We start from the raw sequence: 22,931 nt of genomic DNA on the forward strand, positions 1-22,931 counted from the left end.
GGTAAACTAAAATTGTTTGAATTTTACTATTTGAAAGAGGCATGAATTTTGGCAAAACAAAAAATTCGGGTAAGGTATGCCCCCAGTCCAACGGGGCACTTGCACATTGGTAACGCGCGGACGGCGCTGTTTAACTACTTGTTTGCACGGCACAACAAGGGAACGTTTGTCTTGAGAATTGAAGACACCGACCAGAAGCGGAACGTCGAGGGTGGCTCGCAGTCACAGATGGAGAACCTGCACTGGCTCGGCATCGACTGGGACGAGGGCCCGGACAAGGGCGGCGACTACGGCCCGTACCGGCAATCGGAACGCAAAGACCTATATAATAAGTACATCAAGCAGCTGCTCGACGAGGGCAAGGCCTACTACTCCTACAAGACGGAGGAGGAACTTGAAGAGCAGCGTGAAGAGCAGCGCGCGATGGGAATTGCGCCGCACTACACTTACGAGTATGAGGGGCTGACGGCCGATGAAATTGCGCAAAAGCAAGAGGCGGCAAAGGCCAAGGGCTTGAAGCCGGTTGTCCGCATCCACATTCCCGAGATGGAAACTTATTCCTGGGACGATATCGTTAAGGGCCACCTCAGCTTTGAGTCCGACACCATCGGCGGCGACTTTGTCATTCAGAAGCGGGATGGCATGCCGACCTACAACTTCGCCGTGGTCGTGGACGACCACTTGATGGAAATCACCCACGTCTTGCGCGGGGATGACCACGTGTCGAACACGCCTAAGCAGCTGGCCGTCTACCAGGCACTAGGCTGGGAACCGCCGAAGTTCGGCCACATGACCTTGATTATCAATGCCGCCACAGGCAAGAAGCTGTCCAAGCGTGAAAAAGACCCGTTGATCTTGCAGTTTATCGAGCAGTACCGCGACATGGGCTACCTGCCAGATGCAATGTTCAACTTCATCACGTTGCTCGGCTGGTCACCGGTTGGCGAAGGCGAAATCTACAGCCAACGCGACCTGATCAAGCAGTTCGATCCGAGCCGCTTGTCCAAGTCGCCGGCCGCCTTTGACCGCAAGAAGCTGGAGTGGATTAATAACCAGTACATCAAGAAGGCCGACCGCGACACCCTGCTTGACTTGGCTTTGAGCAACCTGCAGGATGAAGGCTTGGTTGAAGCCGACCCAACGCCTGAAAAGCTGGAGTGGGTGCGCCAACTGGTCAACATTTACTCCGTTCAGATGTCCTACACCAAGCAGATTGTTAACCTCGCTCAAATATTCTTCGCTGCGCCCAAGAACCTGTCTGATGAAGAAATCGCTGAGATTCGCAAGGATGATGCAAGACCAGTCATCGAAGAATTCAAGAAGCAGGTCGACGCCATTCCGCGCTTTACATCAGTGCAAATCATGAATGCTGTCCAGGCCACACGCCGTGAGACTGGCATTAAGGGTAGACGGCTCTTCATGCCGATTCGGATTGCGACTACCAGGTCAATGGTTGGTCCCGGAATTGGCGAGGCCATGGAGCTGCTGGGCAAAGACCGGGTGCTTGAACACCTTGATTTGACCTTGGAGCAGATGAGCGCAAACGGCTTGTAATTTTGCTTACTAAATAAAAGATATTAGAACCACCTTGATAAAGGCAATAGTCTTGTCAGGATGGTTTTTATGCTCATTGCGGTAATAATCTCTTTATAAGGTATACTAAATAATTAATGTATACTATATCATGAAGGCAGATTGGGATAGTTAGAAATGGCAGGCAATTGGTGAAAAGGCAGAAAAAGTTATCTCAGGACGGTAAGAAGCTCATTGTTGGTAGTCGCACAGCTGGGTGTTCAAGAAGGGGCCGGCCGGTTGATGTGTATGCTGCTCCAGAAAGCTTTATGGTGCAAGTATTACATCATTGCACATAACCGCTTTGTCAAGGCAGTCAATTTAAGTAGCAAAATGGAATGTGATTGTCTAAAAACACGTGTGCAAGAATTTTCGCACGTGCTTTTTCTTTGTTCCGCACTAGAATATGCAGTGGTTTCTGTTAAAATGAACATGATAGTTTTTTAGGGAAGGAAGTTAGCCGTGTGAAAATCTACAATACTCTGACCAAGACTAAGGAAGAATTTAAGCCCATTACTCCCGGTCAGATTACAATGTACGTCTGCGGGCCGACAGTATATAATTACATACACATCGGTAATGCCAGGAGCGTGATTGCCTTCGATACCATCAGGCGCTACTTCGAATATCGGGGTTATAAAGTCAACTTCGTCTCGAACTTTACCGACGTTGACGACAAGATGATCAATGAAGCGCGTGCTGAGAAGACAACCGTTTCTGAATTGGCCGCGCGTTACATCAAGGCCTACCAAGAAGATACGGCGGCTTTAAACGTTGAGCCGGCGACCCTGAATCCCCGGGCGACGCATGAAATTCCTGCGATCACTGCTTTTATCGCCAAGCTGATTGCCAAGGATTATGCCTACGAGGCAGGCGGCGACGTCTACTTTCGTGCTCGCAAGTTCAAACATTACGGTGACCTTAGCGGTCAGAATATTGCTGAGCTTGAGGAGGGTGCTTCTAAGCACGTCAATGCCGCGGACCAGCAGCGTAAGGAAGACCCCATCGACTTTGCCCTCTGGAAAAAGCAGAAGCAAGAAGATGAGATTGCGTGGGCATCGTCCTGGGGCCAAGGCCGGCCCGGTTGGCACATTGAATGCTCGGTCATGGCTACCAAGTACCTGGGTTCGACTATTGATATTCACGGTGGTGGCCAGGACCTGGAATTTCCGCACCATGAAAATGAAATTGCCCAGAGTGAGGCCGCAACGGGGCAACCCTTTGTCCACTACTGGATGCACAACGGCTTCGTGACTGTGGGCGCAGGACAAGAAAAAATGTCTAAGTCGCTGCACAATTTTGTGACGGTTCACGAACTGTTGAAAGACGTCGATGCGCAGGTTTTGCGCTTTTTCATGGCGAGCGTGCAGTACCGCAAGCAGATCAACTATTCGCGCACCAACCTTGCCCAGGCAGAGAATATTCTGCAGCGCTTTAAGAACACCCTGGTCAACTTGCAATACCGGTTAGCCGATAAGAGCAAAAGCATGAGGTCGGCTGCACTTGAAACAGCACTGGATACAACTGCACAGAAATTCATTGTGGCAATGGACGATGACATTAACGTCCAGAATGCATTGGCTGCCATTTATGACCTATTGCCCGAGATCAACGCCAATTCTAGCGCACTCAACGCGGACAAGCAGGCGCTTAAGAAAGCGCAGCAGCTATTAACCACGTGGCTGGCGATTTTTGGCATTGATGCAGACAAGCTGCTTGCGCAGAATAATGAACCGGGCAGCACCGACGCCGCAGTAGTCGAACTGATAAAACAACGTGAAGCGGCGCGCGCGGCCAAAGACTGGGCAAAGAGCGACCAGCTGCGCGCACAATTAAAGGAAAGGGGCATCACGGTGGAGGATACTCCCCAGGGAACAAGGTGGAAACGTGACTAAAAACAAAAAAATGGTGGAAGAAGAAGTTAATCCGGATACGCTAAACGGGCAAACGCTGGCGTACTTAGGCGATGCGGTCTATGAAATAGATATTCGCCGCCACCTGCTTAAGTGTGGCATCGTCAAGCCGCAAGTTTTGCAAAGGCAGGCCACGCACTACGTGTCGGCCAAAGCTCAGGCCGCCTTGATCACCAAGCTGCAGGAAGAGCAGTTGCTCACTAAGGAGGAAGTGGCCACCTTTCATCGGGGGCGCAACTCGAAAACGCACACTAAGGCCAAGAACACGAGCCTCGCAACTTACCAACTGTCTACCGGCTTTGAGGCGGTGTGGGGCTATTTGGAATTGTGCGGTCAGAAGGACCGCATCCAGGAGTTAACTTTGTGGTGCATCAAGGCAGTAGAGGAAGGGGCCATTGATCAATATGACTTCAAATGATAAGGATTTTATCTTCGGCAAGCATGCCGGCTTGGACTTTTTAAGAACGCAGGATGCTGGACGGATCAACAAGGTGTTCCTGCAGCAGGGCGTCCAGGAAAATTTTGCTAATGAGGTATTTGGTCTGGCTAAGAAAAAGGGGCTGATTATTCAAACGGTGCCCAAAAACAAACTGGACCGGTTGGTCCAGGGCGAAAACCACCAGGGCCTGGTCTTAACTGTTGCCAGCTTTGAATATGCGGACCTAGACCAGCTGCTGGACCAATATGACCATGACCAGAAGGAGCCTTTCTTGCTGATGCTGGACTCGATTGAAGATCCGCACAACCTGGGGTCAATTTTGCGGTCGGCTGACGCCACTGGGGTTGATGCGATCATCATCCCCAAGCGGCACGCAACCGGGCTCACGTCGGTAGTGGCCAAGACCGCGACCGGGGCGATTGACTATGTGCCGGTCGCCCGGGTTAATAACCTCGTGCAAACTAGTCAAAAGCTGAAACAGCGTGGCTACTGGCTGTTTGGGACGGATATGGCGGGCACTGATTACCGCAAGTGGGATGCGCGTGGCAAAACCGTTCTCGTCATCGGCAACGAGGGCAAGGGCATCGCGCGCCTGCTTAAGGAACAGATGGACCAGATGCTGACCCTGCCAATGGTTGGTCACGTGCAGTCGCTCAACGCAAGCGTGGCGACCGGCGTTCTGCTCTACCAGATGCTCAATAGCCGCAATCCCATTGCCAAATAACTAACGCATAATCACCCCCCAATCCAATCAGGGGGGTGATTTTTTTGTGGGCAAAAGTGGTCGGATTGAGTCGATGATGAAGGCCATCAAGGTCAAACGCAAGGGTCAAATTCCCCGAAGCAAATTTTGCTTATTTTTTAAAAAAATGACTAATTCGACAGCTTGCCGTGTTCGTTTTCTAGGTAAGTGACATTTAGATCCCACCGCTACGAATGAACGACCGTTCGATATTTTGCTACGGGCAATCTGCGTATCCTTCACTCTGAAAGCTGCTGAATTAGGAGGGAATGAAGATGCAAGATTTTGAACGTGCAATTGAAGTGGAACGCAGACGTATTGACCAGGTGAGGGCGGGGAATGATGATGCTTTAAAGGACCTGTGCCGCACGTACCAACCGCTTATCAGCTGCATCAAGCGCAGGTACCACGTGCGCTATTACGATAGCCAGGACTGGGACCAGGATGCGCTGATTGTTTGCTACCGGGCAGTCCAGAAGTTTAATGACAATAAGGGCCGCTTTGGCAGTTATTACAAAACGCTGCTGACCAACCACGCCAAGTCGCTGGTCAGGTACGATGCAGCTTATAGGCGACGAGCGTTAACTCAGGCCATCTCCCTGGAAAACGCCGCTGCAGAGCGGCTGAGTCCTCTACGGCAGAATTTTGCCCAAACGGCGGCGGTACCGCTGAGTGAAAACTTAAAGGAATTGGTGGCGCACCTTTCCAATTTAGAGTTAAGCGCGCTGCTTTTGGCCCTGGGCACTATGAAGTACGAAGAGATCAAGCGCAAATACCACTTCAGTCGCCTCATGCTGGTGCGGGCCCGTGCGCGCGTGCTGCAGAAAATGCGCCGGCTGCTTCTCAGTTAGCATTTGTACCACTGAGTGCCCAAACGCGTTATAATTAACGGTGTGGAATATTTTAGGAGGCATTAAGATGAGTAGAGAAGTTATTAAGACTGCATTGTTAGATCGTCACATGAAAGAAGTGTTTGACTGGAGCGATTCAGATGTTCCGGTCAGAGACGCCCTGTGGGATTATTTTATGGAAAAGAATGGTAGGGATACCATCAAGACGGAGGAAACAATGCTTCCGTTCCTGGATGATTCTGACGATAAAATCGAATCCTTCGTAAATGAGAATCTTAAGAAGTAAATCCGACTAACACAATGTTCTACGCCCGGTGGGCACGCATTTATTGTCCACCAGAAGGCAGCTGCCAATAGAATTAGGCAGTTGTTTTTATTTGACAAGACGAGCCAATGAGAGAATGTTAATGCAAAAAGCGGCATGGCAATCGCCACAATTAGTAAATTAATAATTAAGTCAATTGCTTGTGCACATATTTTTTGCTAGAATACAATAGTTTGGAAGTGAGATTATGGCAGTGAAAAAAGCATCTTTGGCCTGCAGTGTATGCGGCTCGCGTAACTACTCGATCACCGCAGGCAAGAATCGCACTCAGCGGCTTGAATTAAAAAAGTTCTGCAAGTATTGCGGCAAAATGACTTTGCACAAGGAAACGAGGTAAGAGATAATGATTAAGTTTTTAAAGAGCGTTGGCGAAGAAATGCGTCTGGTCACGTGGCCAAGCGCCAAGCAAAACCGGCATGATACGGCAATCGTCATCGGGTCGTCAATCTTGTTTGCCTCATACTTGGGTCTGCTTGATCTAGTATTCAGCAGCATGACCCAGGTAGTAATGTGATTAGCAATGATTTTCTATCTGTGTTATAATAAAACCAAGTTAAACGGACCTCTAGCGTGGAGGTTTTTTTGTTTGCCAAGAATTTAAAGGAGAATTGGTAATAATGGTTGAAACAGTCAAGAAGCAGTGGTACGTGCTCCATACTTATTCGGGATACGAGGACAAGGTTAGGTCCGACTTGTTGTCACGTGCGCAAAGCATGGGGATGCAGGACTACATCTTCCGGGTAATGGTGCCTGAGCAAGAAAAAGTCGAAAAGGTTGGCGACAAGAAAAAAAACGTTGAAGAAAAAATCTTTCCGGGCTACGTGCTGGTTGAGATGGTGATGACCGATGAGAGCTGGTTCGTTGTCCGCAACACGCCTAACGTTACGGGCTTTGTCGGCTCGCACGGTGGTGGCTCCAAGCCGTCGCCACTGCTTGAAGAGGAAGTTAACCGGCTCCTGCGCCAGCAGGGCGAACCAGCCAAGCGGCCGCAGATTGACTTTGAAGTGGGCGAGACGGTCACAATTACCGACGGTGCCTTTAACGGCGTCGAGGGCAAGATTACCGAGATTCAACCGGACAAGTACAAACTGTTTGTTTCGGTCGACATGTTTGGCCGGGCAACGACCACCGAACTGGACTACGACCAGGTCAAGAAAATCGGTTAACAACTGAGATATTGCAAAACCAGGCAAACAATGGTACCATACTAAGGTACTTTTATTATTGTGGGAGGGAAACGGGTTAGTTTTCCATTTTAACCACGCACGGAATCAAGGAGGTATTGACCGTGGCAAAGAAAGTTATTAATGTTGTCAAATTACAAATACCAGCTGGGGCTGCAACACCAGCTCCCCCTGTTGGTCCTGCTTTAGGTCAAGCGGGCATTAACATTGTTGGCTTTACCAAGGACTTCAATGCTCGAACTGCTGACCAAAAGGGCATGATTATTCCTGTAGTCATCACGGTTTACGAAGATCGTTCATTCGAGTTCGTAACCAAGACTCCACCAGCTCCGGTGCTTTTGAAGCAAGCTGCAAAGATCGACAAGGCATCCGGTGAACCGAACACCAAGAAGGTGGGCAAGGTCACCAAGGATCAAGTTAAGGAAATCGCTGAAACCAAGATGAAGGACCTTAACGCTGCTGATGTCGAATCTGCTATGCGGATGATCGAAGGTACTGCTAGAAGCATGGGTATCGAAGTCGAAGACTAATCCTGTTATTTATAACATTTTAGGTGGGAGAGCCTAAGGCTTGCTTGACCACATATTAAGGAGGAAATCACATGCCAAAGCATGGTAAAAAATATTTAGAAGCTGCTAAAAAAGTAGATTCAAAGAAATTATATTCGGTTGCCGAAGCAATGAAGCTGGTTAAAGAGACTTCATACGCAGGCTTCGACGCTTCAGTTGAAGTTTCATACAACTTGAGCGTTGACCCTAAGCAAGCCGATCAACAAATTCGGGGCTCGCTCGTTTTGCCAAACGGTACAGGTAAGACCCAGAAGGTTGTTGTTTTCGCTGAAGGCCCACAGGCTGAACAAGCCAAGGCCGCTGGTGCTGACGAAGTTGGTTCCGACGATTTGGTCGAAAAGGTGCAAAACGGCTACTTGGACTTTGACGTTGTTGTTGCTACGCCAACAATGATGGCTAAGGTTGGACGCTTGGGCCGAATCTTGGGGCCAAAAGGCTTGATGCCTAACCCGAAAACCGGGACGGTTACCATGGACATTGAAAAGGCCGTTAAGAACGTGAAGGCCGGTCAGGTTGAATACCGGGTTGACCGTCAGGCTGCTATCCACGCCGCCATCGGCAAGGTTTCATTTACCGATGAACAATTAATCGAAAACTTTGATGCACTGCGCGACGTCATCTTGCGTGCTCGTCCGTCAGCTGCTAAGGGTCAGTACATTAAGAGTGTTGCAGTTGCTGCAACCTTTGGCCCGGGGATCAAGCTTGATCCGTTAAATTTGGACTAAATCATTGCTGATTAGGGGGCAATCTAGCTTAGCTGGATTGCTCCTTTTTGTTGTCTTCAGAAAGTTTATGGTTTATCGCTGGTGCAATGTTTGGTAAACTAGAGCTAATTTAATTGTCTTGTTGAGGAATTATGATGTGCAAAAATAACTGGGTTAAGCTGTTAGTCGGTCTTTTGCTGGTGCCGCTACTAGCTGGGTGCAGCAAAAATCAAAAAAAGATCACTATTGTGGGCTCAAGTGCCCTGCAGCCCCTAATCGAGCAGGCAGCAAGTGACTACCACCTGTCCCACCTGGACAGCAACATTATTGTCCAGGGCGGCGGCTCAGGCACGGGACTTAGCCAGGTGCAGGCCGGGGCGGTTGAAGTCGGCACGTCCGACGTTTTTGCGGAAACCCAGAAGGGCATTGATGCGGGTAAACTTGCCGATTACCCCGTCGCGGTTGTCGGAATTGTTCCGATTGCCAATAAGGGCGTAGGCGTTAAGAACCTGTCAACGGCCCAGCTGGCTGCAATCTATACCGGCAAGGTCAAGAACTGGCGCGAGGTCGGCGGCAAGGACCTGCCAATAATTGTTATCAACCGTTCGCGGGGCAGTGGCACCAGAACGAGTTTTGAAGATATCATCTTGAAGGGCAGGGACGCGGTCAATTCGCAGGAACAGGATTCTAACGGGACGGTTAAGAAGATTGTCAGTTCGACGCCGGGGACAATCTCGTATATTTCTTTTCCCTATGCCAATGATCCGCACATTCAGAAGCTCGCCATCGATCACGTGCAGCCTGTGAACCAGAACATTCCCACCAACAAGTGGCGGCTCTGGTCCTATGAGCACATGTACACGAAGGGCAAGCCCAATAAAGCGACGGCGGCCTTCATTAAATACGTGTTAAGCGCAAAAGTACAAAAGGAACTAGTTCCTAAGATCGGGTACCTGAGCATCGGTGAAATGCAGGTTACCCGTGACAGTCATAATCGAGTTACAAAAATAGGTAAGTAAATGGGAAGAAAAAAGCAAGATCTGCAAAAAGTTGTCGAAAAGGCAATTGCACAGCAAAAGGTTCCCCACGTCAAGTTCAAGGGAATTGATCCACGGGATATTGACGTTGCACGTTTGACCAGGCCTTCTAAAGAAACGCGGCAGGAACGCTGGGGCAAGGGGCTGACGTTTTGTGCAATCGCCCTGATTGGTGTGTTAATCGTTGCAATCATTGGCTTTGTTGGAGCAAGGGGACTGGCAACCTTCTTTTCTGACCATGTCAATATCCTGCATTTTTTATTTTCGTCTGACTGGAATCCGGCTGCGGGCAAGGACCACGTTGGCGCGGCGGCGCTGATCGTTACGTCGTTTGCCGTTACGCTGCTTGCTGCTTTGCTGGCGACGCCCTTCTCGATTGCAGTGGCGCTGTTTATGACCGAGTATTCGGCGGCTAAGTATGGCCGTTTGCTCCAAGCTGCGATGGAGCTTTTGGTGGGCATTCCCTCCGTCGTTTATGGCTTCTTGGGCCTGAGTGTGATTGTTCCGGCGGTTAGAACTGTTTTTGGGGGAACCGGTTTTGGAATTTTAACGGCCACGCTAATCCTGTTCGTCATGGTGCTGCCGACGATCACATCGCTGACTGTCGATGCGTTTAAGGCCGTTCCCAAAGAACTGCGCAAATCATCGGCCGCGCTAGGCGCGACCCAGTGGCAGACCATCTTTCACGTTGTTCTGCGCGCAGCCCGGGCACGGATCATGACCGCCGTTATTTTTGGCATGGCACGTGCCTTCGGCGAGGCGCTTGCGGTCCAGATGGCAATCGGCAATGCGGTCCTGCTGCCGCCTAATCTGGTTAGCCCGGCGGCCACCTTGACCAGTCAATTGACCAGCCAGATGGGCAACACCGTGATGGGCACGCTGCCCAACAACGCGCTGTGGTCGCTGGCTCTGCTGCTTTTGGTAATGTCGTTGGTGTTCAACTTTTTGGTGCACTTGATTGGAAAGAAGAGCTAGGAGATTATGAATTCAAAAAGGACTAACCGGATTGCTACGGGCGTCATTTACTTCTTGGTGGGAATAGTCATCTTATTGTTGGCTAGCATCATCGGCAACATTCTGGCGTCTGGCGTGCCGCACTTGTCGTGGCACTTTTTGACCGCGGCGGCCTCTTCCTTTGAGGCCGGTGGGGGCGTGCGCGACCAGCTGTTCAATTCGCTGTACCTCTTGCTGCTCACGCTCATAATTTCGCTGCCGATTGCACTTGGGGCGGCAATCTACCTGGCGGAATACGCCAAGGATAACTGGCTAACGCAGCTCATCAGGACGACGATTGAAATCTTGAGTTCGCTGCCGTCAATCGTTGTCGGGCTGTTCGGCTACCTGCTGTTTGTAGTGCAGTTTGGGTTGGGCTTCTCCATTATTGCCGGTGCGCTGGCCTTGACCTTCTTCAACCTGCCGATTTTGACCAGCAATATCGAAGAAGCAATCAAGGGCGTGCCCCAGACCCAGCGCGAGGCCGGATGGGCACTCGGGTTATCTAATTGGAAAACCATTCGCGGGATTGTTCTGCCTGCGGCGCTGCCTGGGATCATCACGGGCGTTATTCTGAGTGCCGGGCGTGTCTTTGGTGAGGCCGCAGCGCTTATTTATACAGCGGGACAGAGCGGATCAACGGTTGATTATTCCAACTGGAACATGTTTAGTCCAAGCAGTTTTTTGAATGTGATGCGCCCGGCTGAGACCCTGGCGGTGCACATTTGGAAGGTTAACACTGAGGGGATTATCCCCGACGTTAATGCCGTGTCGGCGGCCTCATCGGCCTTATTGGTGATCGTGGTTATTATCTTTAACTTTGGCGCACGGGCACTGGGCAACTGGGTTTATACCCGCCTGACCGCTGCGCAAGTGAAGTAGGGAAGTTCTATGAAAAACTGGCAAGAAAAAGCAAGACACATTAAGACGTTTAGCAAAGAAGACTGCGCAATTTACACACAGGACCTGTCCGTTTTTTACGGGGGGACGATTCAAAAACTGTTTGACGTCAGTCTGGGTTTTAAGAAAAACACGATTACGGCACTCATTGGGGCCTCGGGTTCGGGCAAGTCGACGTTCCTGCGCTGCCTGAACCGGATGAATGATCGGGTGGCGCAGGTTGACGGCAAGATCATGTTTCATGATCTGAATGTCAACCAAAAAGAGGTTAACGTATACGAGCTGCGCAAGGCAATCGGTATGGTCTTTCAAAAACCCAACCCCTTCCCGAAGTCGATCAGGGAAAACATTGTTTATGCATTGAAGGCCAACGGCCAGCAAGATCAAGCCAAGCTCGATCAGATTGTTGAAGAAAGTTTGCGGGCGGCGGCCCTATGGGATGAGGTCAAGGACAAGCTGAACCAGAGTGCCTTGGCCCTTTCGGGCGGCCAGCAGCAGCGTTTATGCATTGCGCGGGCAATCGCCTTGAAGCCTGAAGTGCTGCTTTTGGACGAACCGGCAAGCGCACTCGACCCGGTGTCAACCGCTAAGCTTGAGGACACGCTAAAGCAGTTGCGCGCGAAATACACCATGGTGATGGTAACGCACAACATGCAGCAGGCCTCAAGAATCAGCGAGTACACCGCATTTTTCCACTTGGGCCACGCCCTTGAGTATGACACGACGACCAACATATTTACCAATCCGCAGGGTGAAATTACGGAAAAATACATTCAGGGTAGTTTTGGCTAAAGGAGCTCAGATGAAAAATATTATGGAAGCTGAAGACGTTAGACTGAGTTACGGCACGTTTGAAGCACTGCACGGGATCAGCCTGGCCTTCCCCGCCCAGAAATTAACGGCGCTAATTGGCCCGTCGGGCTGTGGCAAGTCCACCTTCTTGCGCTGCTTGAACCGGATGAATGATGATATTGCCGGCATCAAGATCGCGGGTAAAATCTTGTTGGGAAAAAAGGATATTTATTCTTCCAATCTTGACCTGGTTGCCTTGCGCAAGCACGTCGGCATGGTCTTTCAACAACCGACGCCCTTCCCGTTTTCTGTTTTTGACAATGTGGCCTACGGACTGCGCGTTGCCGGCGTCAAGGACAAGGAACTGATTGAGCAGCGCGTTGAGGAGAGCCTGCAGCAGGCCGCTATCTGGGCGGAAACCAAGGATGCGCTGCAGCGCAATGCCCTGGCTTTTTCTGGGGGCCAGCAGCAGCGTATTTGCATTGCGCGCGCCCTTGCAATCAGGCCGGAGGTGGTTCTGCTTGATGAACCCACTTCGGCGCTTGATCCGATTTCAAGTGCGGAAATTGAGGAAACGCTAATGGGCTTGAAGCAAAAGTATACTTTCATCATGGTAACGCACAACCTGCAGCAGGCCAGCCGGGTTGCTGACCAGGTGGCTTTTTTGATGAATGGCGACCTGATCGAAGCGGGCCCCACCGAAGAGATGTTTTTGGCACCCAAAAAGGAACTGACGAGTAATTATCTTAACGGCCGTTTTGGCTAAATCAGAGGTAGGATTATGCACGAGATATTTTTAGATGAACTAAAGAAGTTGAACACCCGCTTTATGGAACTAGGGGTGCTGGTTAATGATCTAATTGATAAGGGAACGCGTTCGTTTGTTGATCACGATAAAAAAGCGGCGCAGGCAATGATTGCTGAAGACAAGGAAGTTGCCAAGGAAGCAATCAAGATTGAGAAAAAGGCGCTAGCGCTAATGGCCCTGCAGCAGCCCGTTGCAACCGACTTCCGGGTGGTTATCAGCATCCTGAAGGCGACAACCGACCTGGAGCGAATTGGTGAGAATGCTAACAGCATCGCTATTGAGACGGTCAGGGTCAAGGGCAACCCGCGTATTCCAGAAGCCGAAACAATTATTTCCCGCATGACCCATGAAGTACGCACGATGCTGATTCAGGTGCTGACCGCTTATGTGCAAGAAGACGAAGAGACGGCGCGTAGGATGCTCGAAGGTCACGCAGAAGTCAACGAGGCTTACAACAAGGCCAGAAAAATAATTATTGATGGCGTTGAGCAGGATCCAGCGGTGGCAGTGGCCTCGGCCAGCTACTTTGTTATTATTCGCTTGCTCGAGCGGATTAGTGACCACATTGTTAATATAGCCAGTTGGGTTATCTATAAGACTTCGGGTGAATTATTTGAATTACTTGAAGACGAAAATAAATAACTATCTTGCATTTGGGGCTAAGTCTTGTTATACTAGTCAAAGTAAATTCTACCTAAGACTCGGGTGGCATGGTGCCTCAATATCCCGCCGAGGCCAGAAGATAATGAAGATGATTTATGCTCCATGTCCTTCTCGGCATGGAGTTTTTGGTCCGATGGAATTTATTAATGAAACTGATGGAGGTGAATTTGATTGAGTAAAGCTGCTATTGCTGAAAAAGAAAAGTTCGTTGACGCATTTGCTGAAGAACTTAAGGGTGCAAAAGCCATCTTGGTAATCAACTACCTGGGCTTGACCGTTGAAGAAGTTACTAACATGCGTAAGGAACTGCGCGACAATGACGTAAAGATGCAGGTTGTTAAGAACACATACTTAAGACGTGCTGCTGCTAAGGCTGGCATTGAAGGACTTAATGATACTTTTGTTGGTCCGACTGCTGTTATTTACACTGACAACGCTGATGATATTACGGAGCCAGCCCGGATTGTTTCTAAATACGAGGACAACTTCGAGGTCATTGAGATCAAGGGTGGTATGTTAGAAGGTAAATTGACTTCAAAGGATGAAATCAAGGAACTTGCTGCTATCCCTGGCCGTGAAGGTCTGTTGTCAATGCTTGTTTCCGTATTACAAGCGCCAGTGCGCAATGTCGCATACGCTGTTAAGGCTGTTGCTGATTCTAAAGACGAAGCTGCAGAATAAAACTAAAGTAATTTATATCTAATTTTAAAATTTCGGAGGATACATAAGTATGGCTTTAGATACTGAAAAGATTATTGAAGACTTGAAGAGTGCTTCAATTCTTGAATTGAATGACCTGGTAAAGGCAATTGAAGATGAATTTGGCGTTTCAGCTGCTGCTCCTGTTGCCGCAGCTGGTGCTGCCGGTGGCGAAGCTGCTGCTAAATCAACTTACGATGTTGAATTAACTGAAGCTGGCCAAGAAAAGGTTAAGGTTATTAAGGCTGTTCGTGACATCACTGGACTTGGCCTTAAGGACTCCAAGGATCTTGTTGACGGCGCTCCTAAGAACGTTAAGGAAGGCGTTTCTGAAGACGAAGCTAATGACATTAAATCTAAGCTTGAAGAAGTTGGCGCTACTGTAACCTTAAAATAGTTACGGTCCAACTGGACAAAGCGAATAAAAAAGGCGTAAACTCAACGATTTGAGTTTGCGCCTTTTACTTTTGAACGATTTGCTTTTTAAGCTGTGTTCTAAAGTCTGAAGTGCTAACCGGAAAGGAAATAAATTTGAAGTTAAAGAAATATTTTTATTTGGTCATTGGCCTTCTATTTGCTGGAATCGGCCTAAGTGGCGCTGCAAGGGCAAAGGCAGCCAGCGGTATACCGCCTGAAGACATTGTCACCCCAGCCGTGCAACCCGCTCCCGCTATAACTAAGGTACCGGTGTACAGCCACGCGCAGCCCACAACAGTGGGCAAGTATGACGACTACATCCAGGCCAAGAAGCCTAAGACCAAGGCCAAGGCCTACCTTGTGCTAGACCGGCAAACGGGCCAAGTTTTGCTGGCCAAAAACGCTAAAAAGCGCTATCTAACGGCTTCAACCGGCAAGCTAATGACCATTTACGTGGCCCGCCGCAAATTGGCGAGAAATCCGCAGGGCTGGCAAAAGAAGGTGAAGTATTCACAAGCGCTGGTGCGAATGGGCTCTAATCCCAACCTGAACAGCCTGCGCGTTCATTCAAAACGCATGTACACGATCAGGCAGGTAATGGAATCAACCATCATTGACTCCGACAACAATTCCGCCATCCGCCTGGGTCAGTGGGTCGCCGGCTCCAACAAGAAGTTTATTAAGATGATGAACAAGCAGGCCAAATTGTGGCACCTGTCCGCCAGCTTTGTTTCCGCTTCCGGTCTGGAAAACGATGCACTAGCACCGTACGGCTTTTACGTCAAGGGTGCGTGGAATGGGGGTAATCTGATGTCCGCCAAGGATCTGGCAATTATTGCCTACCACGTTGCCCGCGATTATCCGGACCTGATGAAGTACTTTAGTACGCCCGCCAAGTACGTGGCGGGACAGCAGCTGCACAATTATAACAATACGCTACCTGGCCGCAAGTATAACGTGAGAGCGCTGAAAACCGACGGCATGAAGACGGGCTGGACGCCGCGTGCGGGCTACTGCTTCGTCGGGAGCAGCAGGAAAGGCAGCGGCCGCATCATTGTCGTGCTCGATGACGAGGACGAATTTACTGACGCCAACAAGCTGCTGCAGTTTACCTACCGCCACAGGCAATAAGACTCAATCAAGAGTATATTAATTTCTTTATTGCTTGCGTTTGTGCGTTGTGCTTTAATAGAAATCAAGCAAACTAGTGGACCTGACGGTAAGATTGGCTCTTGCTGCAGCCATGCACGATGATGACGGCGCCTCGGGGGCGTCCGTGCGCAATCTATAAGGAGAAAGAGCAATGAAGAATTTTAAATATCGCAAGTTAGTTGCCGGAGTTCTGGCTGCGGCTGGACTTGCCGGTGGCCTGTCTTGGGGTGCAAACCGGCTTGCCGCTGAGGACATTTCCGCAGCTGCGACCTTGAAGGTGCCATCACTGGCGGATGCTGCTAAGTGGACCGTCAGTTACGATGAGCAGGCCCCCCAAGCTCCGGGCATAGGCATGAAAAGCGGCAGGGTTATCAAAAAGACCAACTTCTACAACAAGAAGGGTCGCAAGATTAAAAAGTCCGTATTGAAAAAGGGTAAGAAACTGACGGTTGTCGGCAGCCAAAAAATCAGGGGTAAGAAGTTTTACTTAGTGATCCAAGGCAAGTTTGTACCCGCAAATTGCATTAAGATTAAGAAGGTCAGGGTGCAAAAGCCAGCAGCTACGCCGGTTAAGCAGGCTGAGCCCAAGAAAGCCAAGGCCACAATTGCTGACTTTTCGCTTAGTGAATTCAGACAGGAATTTTTAAAGGTCTTGAACGATGAACGCACAAAGCGTGGTTTGACCCCGGTAACAGCAGACACGCATTACGACGAAGTAACGCAGGAGAGGACTAAGCTGCTCCCGGCTAACTTTAGTCACAACGGCAAGTCAAGTAATTTCATCTTGGAAGACTACTATAAGCAGGCCGGTATTTCCTTTAATGGTCTCGGCGAATGCATCGCGATGTTCCCATGGGGCTGGACCGTTGACCACAAGACCAATGAACTGACAGCTGCTAAAAACCCTTCGAGTGCCTTGATTGCCGACAACATGCTCTACGAATACATCTATAATGACGCTGCTTCCAACTGGGGCCACCGTGACATTCTGCTTAATCCGCAGGACAAGACAATTGGCCTGGGCGCCGTTGTGGTTGCCGGTAAGGGGCAGGTTTATTCAGCTGTCGGTGCAACATATTAAGAAAAATGTGATTAAGTAAGACAAGCTCTGCTTTGCCGCGGGCTTGTTTTTGTGTGCTAGAACAAATGGACGGGATGGCGAGTTAAGGATTTCATTCGGATGTTCTGACTGGAATTATCAGACTAGGGATTGCTGAATCACCGAATTAGAAATTAAATTTAATGGTGATATTTTTAATTTATAATTGGAGGACTAGATAGTGCAAAAAAAAGGAAAGTCTACTTGGCTAAACAGATTATTTAGTAAGGTGCTGATTGTTACCGCACTTATTGGATTGGCAAGTGCTGCTATAATTGGAGGCTTAGGACAAAAAGTTGAGGCTTATACTTATGTGGAGCGTCCGCATGCTAGCAAGTTTGCCTACCACAATGCGTTGGTAAATAGAATATTTAAGAAGCATAACTGGTTAATTGTTGATGAATGGATACCGGTTAACTGCTTTATGGTAACTCAACACAGCGGGACGCTTTTTAACAATAGAGGAAAAGCTATTAAGCGAGTACCTCGTGGTGCGCAATATAAGGTTTCAGCAATATCATTACTTGACTGGCACGCCAAATATAAGATTGACGGGAAGCATTACATTGGTGAAGATGCTGATGGTGTCACTTATAAAAATAAGCAAAAGATCAAGGTCAAAAGAATAAAATTGACGTCTGCAAAACTGCGCAAGGGTATCTATAAACGGCTTAGTCGCATTGGTCACCGCAACGGCACGGTGGCCGGTTATCATAAGGCCAAGCACCACCGTGATTTCAATAGTGGTCCAACCATCTTGGACACATCTGATACCTTTGAGAGTGATCTTGACGCAATTGAAGACAATGAACCTGAATTTGAGGATTATGGTTACCACAAGGCCATTGTGCAGGTGAAAATTAAAAAATTAGCACAGGGTCGCGTTAAGGCCCATGTCACTTACCAAGGATATAAAAATTAACAAATTTGAAAATTGCAGTCAGAATATTGACCAAAATCTCATTTTGCTTTTGACTAGCTTACCAAATTCAATGATTCTAAGCTAATATTTTTGCTATTTGCTGTTGATACTATTGTTAAATTGATTTTACTGGAGTAATTTAATAATAAAGAATAATTTATATTATGGATTTATGGATAAACAATGAATAAAAAGCGGCTATTTATAATTGTATTTATTTCGGCGTTGTTGGCAACCCAGAGTATTGATCAAGTAAAGGCAGCAAACTCCGATTTGACTGACCACCAAAATAATGCGGTTCAAGAAAACCAAGCTGACATAGGAAAGTCTAATGTGATTAATAGTGATGCAATTAATCAAGCACCTTCCAGACCAATGGTAAAGCAGGGCTGGATTACAAAATCAGGTAAAAAAATATACTATTACAGTTCAAATAGGAAGGCTACTGGTCTTGTAAAAATCAAGAATTACCACTACTTATTTAATAAACATGGTATTTTACTAACTGGTTTACGTAAAACGCCTTGCAAATCCTCTTACAGCTATTACTTACCTAACGGACCTAGAAGTGAGAAGTCAATCGTCACTAAGAAGGCTTATTATTGGATTCGTAACGGTAACGTAGTTGGGGTTAAGAACAAGGTCAAATGTATATCGCAGAAACCTGAATTGCCAACTGGATGTGAAATGACTGCGACTGCAATGATGATCAACTTTGCGGGGCATAAAGTGTCTAAGCTCCAGATTGCCAATGAGACCCCTCGTAGCAAAGATCCCAATAAAGGTTTTGTCGGCTCGCCTTATAAAGAATATCCCGCCGGTTACTGGATTGCACCTGCTGGCCTGAAGAGTCTGGTCAAAAAGTATCTAGGTACAGCCGAGGTAATGACCAATTGTTCTTTGACGGCAATCAAGAAAAAACTGCTTCATTCACACTTGGTAGTTGTTTGGGTGTGCGGTATGAATGGTCTGGCTAACCATGCACTAACTTTAACGGGGTACCACCACAACGTGCTTTTATACAATGATCCATGGACTGGTCATCCCTCCTCGATGAGCAACAAAAACTTTGTTAGGCACTGGCGTCGTGATGGATGCAGAGCTTTAAGTTACTGAATAGTTAAGATTTAAAGGATAACAACCTGTTGAAGGAGAAAGAAACAATATGAAATATCAAAAGCAAGTGTTAGCTAGCATTGTAGCTATCGCCTTAATGGCTACTATGGGCTCATCTGCAGCTGTAGCAGCTACTACAAACCAAGTACCAAGTACTGAGATGGAGGTGCTACCTAATGAGCAATCTAAAACAAGCAAAACTAGTAATGATGTAAACCGACAGGTGCAACTTAGCGAAGTAACTTTACCTGCACAATCAACAAAAACCAAAACAATTTTTAAAGGTCTCTATACTAAGTATAAGTGGACTGCAGGAGATCAAATTCTTGATCGAGTAGCTTTAAACAGTGCAGAAAAAAGACCAGTTTTTTTACAAAAGTGGAACGGCAAGAAGTACATTATAATGAAAAAGTATGTTACTGACGATAAAGGTAACTTTACGGTGACATATCCAGCTGTCTGGTACCACCATTTACATAGTACGTGGCGTCTTTATGTGCCAAGCACGTCAACTGCGTTAGCTGCTACCAGTGATAAAATTGCAATTAAAACAGTCAGACGTTACCAAATTCCGCAGATGTTCCGTCAGCCGCATATGACTAGTCTGCACATTAAGGGTTATTATGCTAGTCCGCTTGATCAGACATTGAATTACGCCTCAACGCGAAGTGATTATATTAGAGCCTTTCTCAAACGCGGCTTTCAATATAAAAACGCTAGAACGGCCTGGGTGGACTTTACTACCAAGGAGCCTGGCACCTCAGTAGACTGTTCTGGCCTTGTGATGCAGTGTATGTATGCTACGGGCATCGATCCGTCACCTGCTAATCCACGTTGGCATGCAACCCACGAATGGGGTTGTCGTTCGTTTGTTCAAAGTCCAACTCTACAAACTGTCAGCTTGAAAAAGCTACGTCAAGGGGATTTGATCTTTTATGGCAGGCCTAAGAAAGCATGTTACCACGTGGGGATTTACCTTGGCCACAATAAGGTTCTACATTCATGGCCAGCTGCAGGCGTGTCCGTGTGGCCCGCTAATTTTCGTAAATACTACTATGCTAAACGCGTTTTTCCGCTAACTAAAGCCGTAGGAATACATGAAATGTCTTAATAGCAAAATTAGTTAGATAATTAATCTTATGACTAGATAATTTATGTCTTTTAAAGTTTGAAAGAGATACTGCAGTCAGATATATGTTATTAAAATATAAATCGATGATAGTTTAATATATTCAAAAGGGACGTTGAGTGGTACTAGATGAAGTTAACCCCTAGAATTGGACGTTAACATTAATTCATGTTTGCTAAGGCCGTATTCCGATATTCAATCGGGGTGCGACCTTTTAGCGTGTGCCTGATTCTAGTTTGATTCCAGTATTTGATCCACTTTTCCATGGCTTCCTGCAGCGCTTCTTAGTAGGATAAGTATAAGTGTAGTAGTCTAGCTCAACCTTTATGATGTGAAAGAGGCTCTCGCAGGCTGCTTGCCGCGACATGCTTTGAAAAACGTGGTGCTGCTTTAGGGTCTGAGAATATACTTTGGACTGGTATTGAATGCCCTGGTCGCTATGAATCGTCATGCGGTAAGGCAATTTAGGCCGGATGGTCAAAACCTGCTTGAGTCCGTCCAGAACATACTTGGTCTGCGGCCGCTGGCTGATCGTGTAGCTGATGATTTCACCGCTGTAAAGATTTTTAAAGGGTTATGATTCACCTGCAGGCCGTACTTGATTTTTAACGTGTCGATTATGAGCAGAGAGCCAAAGCCAGGATTACGCCTTTTAACAACTTTAATTAGCGACAGTAAAGGGTGGTATACTTAACTGGTTTTTTAGGTGATTTGTTCAATATTCAGTCTGAGCTTTCATTTAATTACAATACCGGTCCGTAATAGAGTTGATTATGCTATTAAAGTGAAATATTTTTTATTAAATGAATTATCGTGTAGTATATTAATCATTTTGTGATATAATGATAAAAATTTATTATTTATATTGATATCATGTAGGTTAATATTATGAGAAAGTATAACAAATGGTTTTTGTCTTTTATCGCACTAGGATTAATAACTTTTTCTCTTGCTTTGAATAGTAAGAGCGTTAGTGCAAATACTGATACACCAGATAATTTTCAAGATAACACTGAACAACAAAATAATACACCTTACTTAAATTTTGACGAAAATATTAAATCAATGAGTTCGATTAGTAACCTAACTCGTTCAACAATAACGGGTAACGCAGGCATATCTAAAGTAACGCGTGTATCGGGTAGAACTTTTTACATTTACATAAAAATGACGGACCCTGATTTTGCGTCTTTCAGACTAGACTTGGACTTGCATGCTCATTACAATAATGGAAAAGTAAGAAATATTTCAATCGTTAGAGGCGGGTTAGGGATTCTTAATAATGCATGGACAAAACAAGTGACTATTCCTAATGTTAATAATAGTCATGGATATGTAGTTTTAACAGGAAGGGCCTCTTCTAATATATTACCCGTCTCCGCAGTAGTTTTGGAACCCACAGCAAGTTTTTAGTAATGAACGAAAAGAAACTAGAAGATTTAATGCTTGTCATAAAAACAAGTATTAAAAATGCTTTTGAATATAGAATTGAAAAATCGTATAAAAATAGTATTTTTATCGTTGTGTATTCTAATGAAAGTCTCTCTAACATTTTACATTTATGTGGAACGCTTGGTGCCTTTTTTAATTATGGTAAGGCAAAAGATGTTGATGAAATTCATGCTTTTGAATACGAAATTTCAATAACTGATTATGGACTTGATCTTTCAGAGGCTGCAAGATTGACACGTGAACATATAAATTCTAATAATATTTGATAGATTATCTATCACTAGAGTTAAAGAAGTCACTTTAAAATGGCTTCTTTTATTTGCCTAGAGTATTTTGAAAAAACAGCTACCCCTAAAGTTTTTGAGTTTTGGTTCATCAGAGTACACTCGATCGGAGAAATTCTTTCCTTTTTTATTTTTCTTGTTTTTACAAAAATTATATTATAAAATATGTATAATAACAGGTAACTTGAGTATCTGTTAGACGTTACAACTTAAGTTGGTGGGTTGGACTTAATTGCACTGGCTTAAGGAGTCTTCATAGGGTTGTGTGTGAACACCTCAAGCCAACATAAAACACTCATTATCGTTAATTAAAAGGAACTCTTTGTGGAGTTCCTTATTTTTTTGAAAGATGATTTAATATAATGTCCTCGCCTTATAAAGAGAAAGATCTATTACTCACTGCAGCTATTGAATTCAATAAAAATTATTTTTAGAAATCCTTCGTACAAATAGATAAGTGGAATTTTGATTAGGCATCAGGCTACTAAGTAGCTTGATGCCTTTTGCTTGATTCCAGGTTTGATTTTTTCCAGCCTAATACGGGCTACTAAATATATAAAGTTGCGGTAGCCTTAGGTCGTGCGCTTGATCTTGCGACTGATTCCTTCCAAACAGCCGTTAGACTCTTGATATTGAATGGCATTGAGTAGACCTGGCAGATAACCTAGATTTGCCAGCGTAATTTTGAAACAAGTTCGTATTTGTTTATTATCTTTATCTTTTAGGTCCTACATGAAGTTGTAGGACTTTTTCGATATTGAATCAAGCCGCAAACCATCAGTCACGATTTTTCCAACGTCGATTGGTCCTTTAAATACTGATTGTTGTGCGACAGTCCCCACTAAACTCTTCATAGGCTAGGTGCTCGGGCAGCCAGGCATCATCGTCATGGAAAGGACTGACACACTTGGTCTAGGACTTATGTTGGGTTAACGATTAACGAGTATGAAAACTAGCTCTTAAATCATTTTTTATTTACCTACTTTAAAAGAGTCTGGGAAAAAACTAGATCCTTTGACTTAATAAACTAAAGCAGGCAAATCACTTTTTAGTGATTTGCCTGCTTTTTGTCTCTACTGAATTGCGGTTGATGGTCCCAGCTGCCCCTTGGGGCCACTTCCGGTGCCAATATTTACTCAAGTTCATGGTCATAAGCATTAAACCTAGGT

The 22,931-nt window shown here is 46.5% G+C and carries 27 protein-coding genes, 1 pseudogene and 1 other annotated feature; of the genes and pseudogenes, 26 read left to right on the top strand and 2 right to left on the bottom strand.

Annotated features, from left to right (window positions below):
* Positions 1–48: 48 nt before the first annotated feature.
* From gltX to AC2JF8_RS04075, 24 genes are all read left to right on the top strand, one after another.
* Positions 49–1,554, top strand: a complete 1,506-nt coding sequence (gltX, locus tag AC2JF8_RS03960) for a glutamate--tRNA ligase (protein ID WP_500761245.1) — start codon at positions 49–51, stop codon at positions 1,552–1,554.
* Positions 1,555–2,036: 482 nt separating this feature from the next.
* The gene (gene cysS / locus AC2JF8_RS03965; protein WP_500761247.1) at positions 2,037–3,467 is read left to right on the top strand and encodes a cysteine--tRNA ligase; all 1,431 of its coding nucleotides are present in this window, start codon (positions 2,037–2,039) and stop codon (positions 3,465–3,467) included.
* Positions 3,460–3,903: a Mini-ribonuclease 3 gene (locus AC2JF8_RS03970; protein WP_500761249.1), complete on the top strand. Its 444-nt coding sequence runs from the start codon at positions 3,460–3,462 to the stop codon at positions 3,901–3,903. Before cysS ends, AC2JF8_RS03970 begins: the two co-directional genes overlap by 8 nt.
* Positions 3,890–4,648, top strand: coding sequence for a 23S rRNA (guanosine(2251)-2'-O)-methyltransferase RlmB (rlmB, locus tag AC2JF8_RS03975; protein WP_500729121.1), 759 nt, complete (start codon positions 3,890–3,892; stop codon positions 4,646–4,648). Before AC2JF8_RS03970 ends, rlmB begins: the two co-directional genes overlap by 14 nt.
* Positions 4,649–4,941: 293 nt before the next feature.
* Entirely contained in the window at positions 4,942–5,517 is a 576-nt protein-coding gene (locus AC2JF8_RS03980; protein WP_500761251.1) for a sigma factor, read from the top strand.
* A 67-nt stretch (positions 5,518–5,584) separates the two neighbouring features.
* Positions 5,585–5,803, top strand: a complete 219-nt coding sequence (locus AC2JF8_RS03985; RefSeq protein WP_500761253.1) for a P8 family protein — start codon at positions 5,585–5,587, stop codon at positions 5,801–5,803.
* Positions 5,804–6,029: 226 nt separating this feature from the next.
* The gene (gene rpmG / locus AC2JF8_RS03990; protein WP_500729118.1) at positions 6,030–6,179 is read left to right on the top strand and encodes a 50S ribosomal protein L33; all 150 of its coding nucleotides are present in this window, start codon (positions 6,030–6,032) and stop codon (positions 6,177–6,179) included.
* Positions 6,180–6,185: 6 nt separating this feature from the next.
* On the top strand, positions 6,186–6,356 hold the full coding sequence (gene secE / locus AC2JF8_RS03995) for a preprotein translocase subunit SecE (RefSeq protein WP_500729117.1): 171 nt from the start codon (positions 6,186–6,188) through the stop codon (positions 6,354–6,356).
* Positions 6,357–6,459: 103 nt separating this feature from the next.
* Entirely contained in the window at positions 6,460–7,008 is a 549-nt protein-coding gene (gene nusG, locus AC2JF8_RS04000) for a transcription termination/antitermination protein NusG (RefSeq protein ID WP_500729116.1), read from the top strand.
* A 122-nt stretch (positions 7,009–7,130) separates the two neighbouring features.
* The gene (rplK, locus tag AC2JF8_RS04005) at positions 7,131–7,556 is read left to right on the top strand and encodes a 50S ribosomal protein L11 (RefSeq protein WP_500729115.1); all 426 of its coding nucleotides are present in this window, start codon (positions 7,131–7,133) and stop codon (positions 7,554–7,556) included.
* Between the two features lie 71 nt (positions 7,557–7,627).
* Complete coding sequence (gene rplA, locus AC2JF8_RS04010; RefSeq protein ID WP_500729114.1) at positions 7,628–8,320, top strand: 50S ribosomal protein L1; 693 nt, start codon at positions 7,628–7,630, stop codon at positions 8,318–8,320.
* Between the two features lie 134 nt (positions 8,321–8,454).
* Positions 8,455–9,318: a phosphate ABC transporter substrate-binding protein gene (locus tag AC2JF8_RS04015; protein ID WP_500729235.1), complete on the top strand. Its 864-nt coding sequence runs from the start codon at positions 8,455–8,457 to the stop codon at positions 9,316–9,318.
* Positions 9,319–10,311 carry a phosphate ABC transporter permease subunit PstC gene (pstC, locus tag AC2JF8_RS04020; RefSeq protein WP_500761255.1) on the top strand — a complete coding sequence of 331 codons (993 nt, stop codon included), beginning with the start codon at positions 9,319–9,321 and terminating at the stop codon, positions 10,309–10,311.
* Positions 10,312–10,317: 6 nt separating this feature from the next.
* Complete coding sequence (pstA, locus tag AC2JF8_RS04025) at positions 10,318–11,211, top strand: phosphate ABC transporter permease PstA (protein WP_500729112.1); 894 nt, start codon at positions 10,318–10,320, stop codon at positions 11,209–11,211.
* Between the two features lie 9 nt (positions 11,212–11,220).
* A complete protein-coding gene (gene pstB / locus AC2JF8_RS04030; RefSeq protein ID WP_500729111.1) occupies positions 11,221–12,021 on the top strand; it encodes a phosphate ABC transporter ATP-binding protein PstB in 801 nt (266 codons plus the stop codon).
* Positions 12,022–12,031: 10 nt separating this feature from the next.
* A complete protein-coding gene (gene pstB, locus AC2JF8_RS04035) occupies positions 12,032–12,787 on the top strand; it encodes a phosphate ABC transporter ATP-binding protein PstB (RefSeq protein WP_500729110.1) in 756 nt (251 codons plus the stop codon).
* A gap of 15 nt (positions 12,788–12,802) precedes the next feature.
* Positions 12,803–13,471 carry a phosphate signaling complex protein PhoU gene (phoU, locus tag AC2JF8_RS04040; RefSeq protein WP_500729109.1) on the top strand — a complete coding sequence of 223 codons (669 nt, stop codon included), beginning with the start codon at positions 12,803–12,805 and terminating at the stop codon, positions 13,469–13,471.
* 33 nt (positions 13,472–13,504) lie between these two features.
* Positions 13,505–13,630: a sequence feature (ribosomal protein L10 leader region), on the top strand.
* A 33-nt stretch (positions 13,631–13,663) separates the two neighbouring features.
* A complete protein-coding gene (gene rplJ / locus AC2JF8_RS04045; protein WP_500729108.1) occupies positions 13,664–14,173 on the top strand; it encodes a 50S ribosomal protein L10 in 510 nt (169 codons plus the stop codon).
* 49 nt (positions 14,174–14,222) lie between these two features.
* Positions 14,223–14,588 carry a 50S ribosomal protein L7/L12 gene (gene rplL / locus AC2JF8_RS04050; protein ID WP_500729107.1) on the top strand — a complete coding sequence of 122 codons (366 nt, stop codon included), beginning with the start codon at positions 14,223–14,225 and terminating at the stop codon, positions 14,586–14,588.
* A gap of 134 nt (positions 14,589–14,722) precedes the next feature.
* On the top strand, positions 14,723–15,739 hold the full coding sequence (locus AC2JF8_RS04055) for a D-alanyl-D-alanine carboxypeptidase family protein (protein ID WP_500761257.1): 1,017 nt from the start codon (positions 14,723–14,725) through the stop codon (positions 15,737–15,739).
* A gap of 172 nt (positions 15,740–15,911) precedes the next feature.
* Positions 15,912–16,841: an SLAP domain-containing protein gene (locus AC2JF8_RS04060; RefSeq protein WP_500761259.1), complete on the top strand. Its 930-nt coding sequence runs from the start codon at positions 15,912–15,914 to the stop codon at positions 16,839–16,841.
* Between the two features lie 199 nt (positions 16,842–17,040).
* Positions 17,041–17,781 (top strand): hypothetical protein, encoded by a 741-nt coding sequence (locus AC2JF8_RS04065; RefSeq protein WP_500761261.1) that lies wholly within the window; start codon positions 17,041–17,043, stop codon positions 17,779–17,781.
* A 183-nt stretch (positions 17,782–17,964) separates the two neighbouring features.
* Positions 17,965–18,897: a C39 family peptidase gene (locus AC2JF8_RS04070; protein WP_500761263.1), complete on the top strand. Its 933-nt coding sequence runs from the start codon at positions 17,965–17,967 to the stop codon at positions 18,895–18,897.
* Between the two features lie 49 nt (positions 18,898–18,946).
* Positions 18,947–20,008, top strand: coding sequence for a C40 family peptidase (locus AC2JF8_RS04075; protein ID WP_500729102.1), 1,062 nt, complete (start codon positions 18,947–18,949; stop codon positions 20,006–20,008).
* Between the two features lie 179 nt (positions 20,009–20,187).
* Here AC2JF8_RS04075 and AC2JF8_RS04080 read toward each other — a convergent pair whose 3' ends face one another.
* On the bottom strand, positions 20,188–20,280 hold the full coding sequence (locus AC2JF8_RS04080) for an IS3 family transposase (protein ID WP_500761285.1): 93 nt from the start codon (positions 20,278–20,280) through the stop codon (positions 20,188–20,190).
* Positions 20,241–20,576 (bottom strand): annotated as a pseudogene (locus AC2JF8_RS04085) (DDE-type integrase/transposase/recombinase); the annotation flags it as partial. The gene AC2JF8_RS04080 and the pseudogene AC2JF8_RS04085, both read right to left, overlap by 40 nt.
* A 338-nt stretch (positions 20,577–20,914) precedes the next feature.
* On the opposite strand from AC2JF8_RS04085, the gene AC2JF8_RS04090 reads away from it, so the two are divergent.
* Positions 20,915–21,439, top strand: coding sequence for a hypothetical protein (locus AC2JF8_RS04090; RefSeq protein WP_500761265.1), 525 nt, complete (start codon positions 20,915–20,917; stop codon positions 21,437–21,439).
* A 2-nt stretch (positions 21,440–21,441) separates the two neighbouring features.
* Positions 21,442–21,744, top strand: a complete 303-nt coding sequence (locus tag AC2JF8_RS04095; RefSeq protein ID WP_500729100.1) for a hypothetical protein — start codon at positions 21,442–21,444, stop codon at positions 21,742–21,744.
* Positions 21,745–22,931 lie beyond the last annotated feature (1,187 nt).

This window comes from Lactobacillus sp. CA30L, assembly GCF_059900845.1.

Bases quoted from the DNA above. Each gene is read 5' to 3' on its own strand.
- rlmB (WP_500729121.1), top strand. From the start codon at position 3,890: ATGACTTCAAATGATAAGGATTTTATCTTCGGCAAGCATGCCGGCTTG.
- AC2JF8_RS03980 (WP_500761251.1), top strand. From the start codon at position 4,942: ATGCAAGATTTTGAACGTGCAATTGAAGTGGAACGCAGACGTATTGAC.
- AC2JF8_RS03985 (WP_500761253.1), top strand. From the start codon at position 5,585: ATGAGTAGAGAAGTTATTAAGACTGCATTGTTAGATCGTCACATGAAA.
- rpmG (WP_500729118.1), top strand. From the start codon at position 6,030: ATGGCAGTGAAAAAAGCATCTTTGGCCTGCAGTGTATGCGGCTCGCGT.
- secE (WP_500729117.1), top strand. From the start codon at position 6,186: ATGATTAAGTTTTTAAAGAGCGTTGGCGAAGAAATGCGTCTGGTCACG.
- nusG (WP_500729116.1), top strand. From the start codon at position 6,460: ATGGTTGAAACAGTCAAGAAGCAGTGGTACGTGCTCCATACTTATTCG.
- rplA (WP_500729114.1), top strand. From the start codon at position 7,628: ATGCCAAAGCATGGTAAAAAATATTTAGAAGCTGCTAAAAAAGTAGAT.
- AC2JF8_RS04015 (WP_500729235.1), top strand. From the start codon at position 8,455: ATGTGCAAAAATAACTGGGTTAAGCTGTTAGTCGGTCTTTTGCTGGTG.
- pstC (WP_500761255.1), top strand. From the start codon at position 9,319: ATGGGAAGAAAAAAGCAAGATCTGCAAAAAGTTGTCGAAAAGGCAATT.
- pstA (WP_500729112.1), top strand. From the start codon at position 10,318: ATGAATTCAAAAAGGACTAACCGGATTGCTACGGGCGTCATTTACTTC.
- pstB (WP_500729111.1), top strand. From the start codon at position 11,221: ATGAAAAACTGGCAAGAAAAAGCAAGACACATTAAGACGTTTAGCAAA.
- pstB (WP_500729110.1), top strand. From the start codon at position 12,032: ATGAAAAATATTATGGAAGCTGAAGACGTTAGACTGAGTTACGGCACG.
- phoU (WP_500729109.1), top strand. From the start codon at position 12,803: ATGCACGAGATATTTTTAGATGAACTAAAGAAGTTGAACACCCGCTTT.
- rplL (WP_500729107.1), top strand. From the start codon at position 14,223: ATGGCTTTAGATACTGAAAAGATTATTGAAGACTTGAAGAGTGCTTCA.
- AC2JF8_RS04060 (WP_500761259.1), top strand. From the start codon at position 15,912: ATGAAGAATTTTAAATATCGCAAGTTAGTTGCCGGAGTTCTGGCTGCG.
- AC2JF8_RS04070 (WP_500761263.1), top strand. From the start codon at position 17,965: ATGAATAAAAAGCGGCTATTTATAATTGTATTTATTTCGGCGTTGTTG.
- AC2JF8_RS04075 (WP_500729102.1), top strand. From the start codon at position 18,947: ATGAAATATCAAAAGCAAGTGTTAGCTAGCATTGTAGCTATCGCCTTA.
- AC2JF8_RS04090 (WP_500761265.1), top strand. From the start codon at position 20,915: ATGAGAAAGTATAACAAATGGTTTTTGTCTTTTATCGCACTAGGATTA.
- AC2JF8_RS04095 (WP_500729100.1), top strand. From the start codon at position 21,442: ATGAACGAAAAGAAACTAGAAGATTTAATGCTTGTCATAAAAACAAGT.